A 1,182-nucleotide genomic window follows, 5' to 3' on the forward strand; every position below is an offset into this window, starting at 1 on the left:
CTAATTCTGAATATTTTGAATCGTATGGAAAAACTTTGATGTAACAATCTCTTTTGGCAAGATTGCGAAGGATATTGGTTTTAATTCCTAAATCTAGAGCTGCAATTTTATAGGTTGCATTTTCGTCTCCAAAAAAGTAAGGTTCCTTGGTAGAAACTTTAGAAGCTAATTCCAATCCTTTCATATCTGGAACTTTTGCCAATACTGCTTTTAGTTCTTCGATTGATGTGTCATCGGTACAAATTACTGAGTTCATAGCTCCGTGGTCGCGAATATAACTCACCAACCCACGGGTATCCACATCAGAAATACAGATTAGGTTTTGTTTTTTAAAATAATCTTCCAAACTTCCTGTGGCATCTTCACGAGAATAATTGAAGCTGAAATTTTTACAAACCAATCCAGCAATTTTAATGCTATCTGATTCGATTTCTTTATCGTTTACCCCGTAATTTCCAATATGTGCATTGGTAGCCACCATTATTTGTCCGAAGTAAGATGGATCGGTGAATATTTCTTGGTAACCCGTCATTCCAGTATTAAAACAAACTTCACCAAAAGTAGTTCCCGAAATTCCGATAGATTTTCCGTGGAAAATGGTTCCGTCACTTAATAGAAGAATGGCGCTTTTTCGTGTTGTGTATTTCATTCGTCGTAGTTATTGTTATTTCCTCAACCCCAACCCCTCTCCAAAGGAGAGGGGAGACGAGATTGAATATTTTTGTTTGCAAATTTAATTTTTTAAAACAGTGAATGCAAAGTTTTTTGAAAATTTATGTTTTTTTGAAGAGTTTCTTATGAAAATAAAAAGTTCTAAATAGCCCCGATTGAAGTGGAAATCCTTTTTCTTTTTCCTTTAAAAAGAAAAAGATATAGTGAACAGCTGGAAATAGCTCCCGATCCCTATGGAATGACAAGCTCTTTACTCTACTTTAAGAATAACCGGCAAAATAAACTGTGTTTTTACAGGAATTCCACGTTTGATGGCGGGGTTTACTTTTGGAAAATCGACCAAACGGGATTTGAGAATACTATCAATTTTTATTTTGTCATAAGCGACAGAATCTTTGGGGAATTGGGGCTCAAATTGCATCGTAGCATTCGGGAAAATGGTCACTTTTACTTCGATGGTGTCTAGTTCAGGATAAAGAATCGACAAGGTATCGACGCTCAATTTTTCTT

1 protein-coding gene and 1 pseudogene are annotated in these 1,182 nt (G+C 35.5%); both read right to left on the minus strand.

Annotation, left to right across the window (positions count from 1 at the left end; genetic code table 11):
- Positions 1–649: carbamoyl-phosphate synthase domain-containing protein (locus EKL98_RS16590; protein ID WP_317125405.1), on the minus strand; the 649-nt coding region annotated here is incomplete at its 3' end.
- Positions 650–922: 273 nt separating this feature from the next.
- A pseudogene (locus tag EKL98_RS16595) lies at positions 923–1,182 on the minus strand (hypothetical protein); the annotation flags it as partial.

The sequence above is a fragment of the Flavobacterium bomense genome (genome assembly GCF_003970355.1).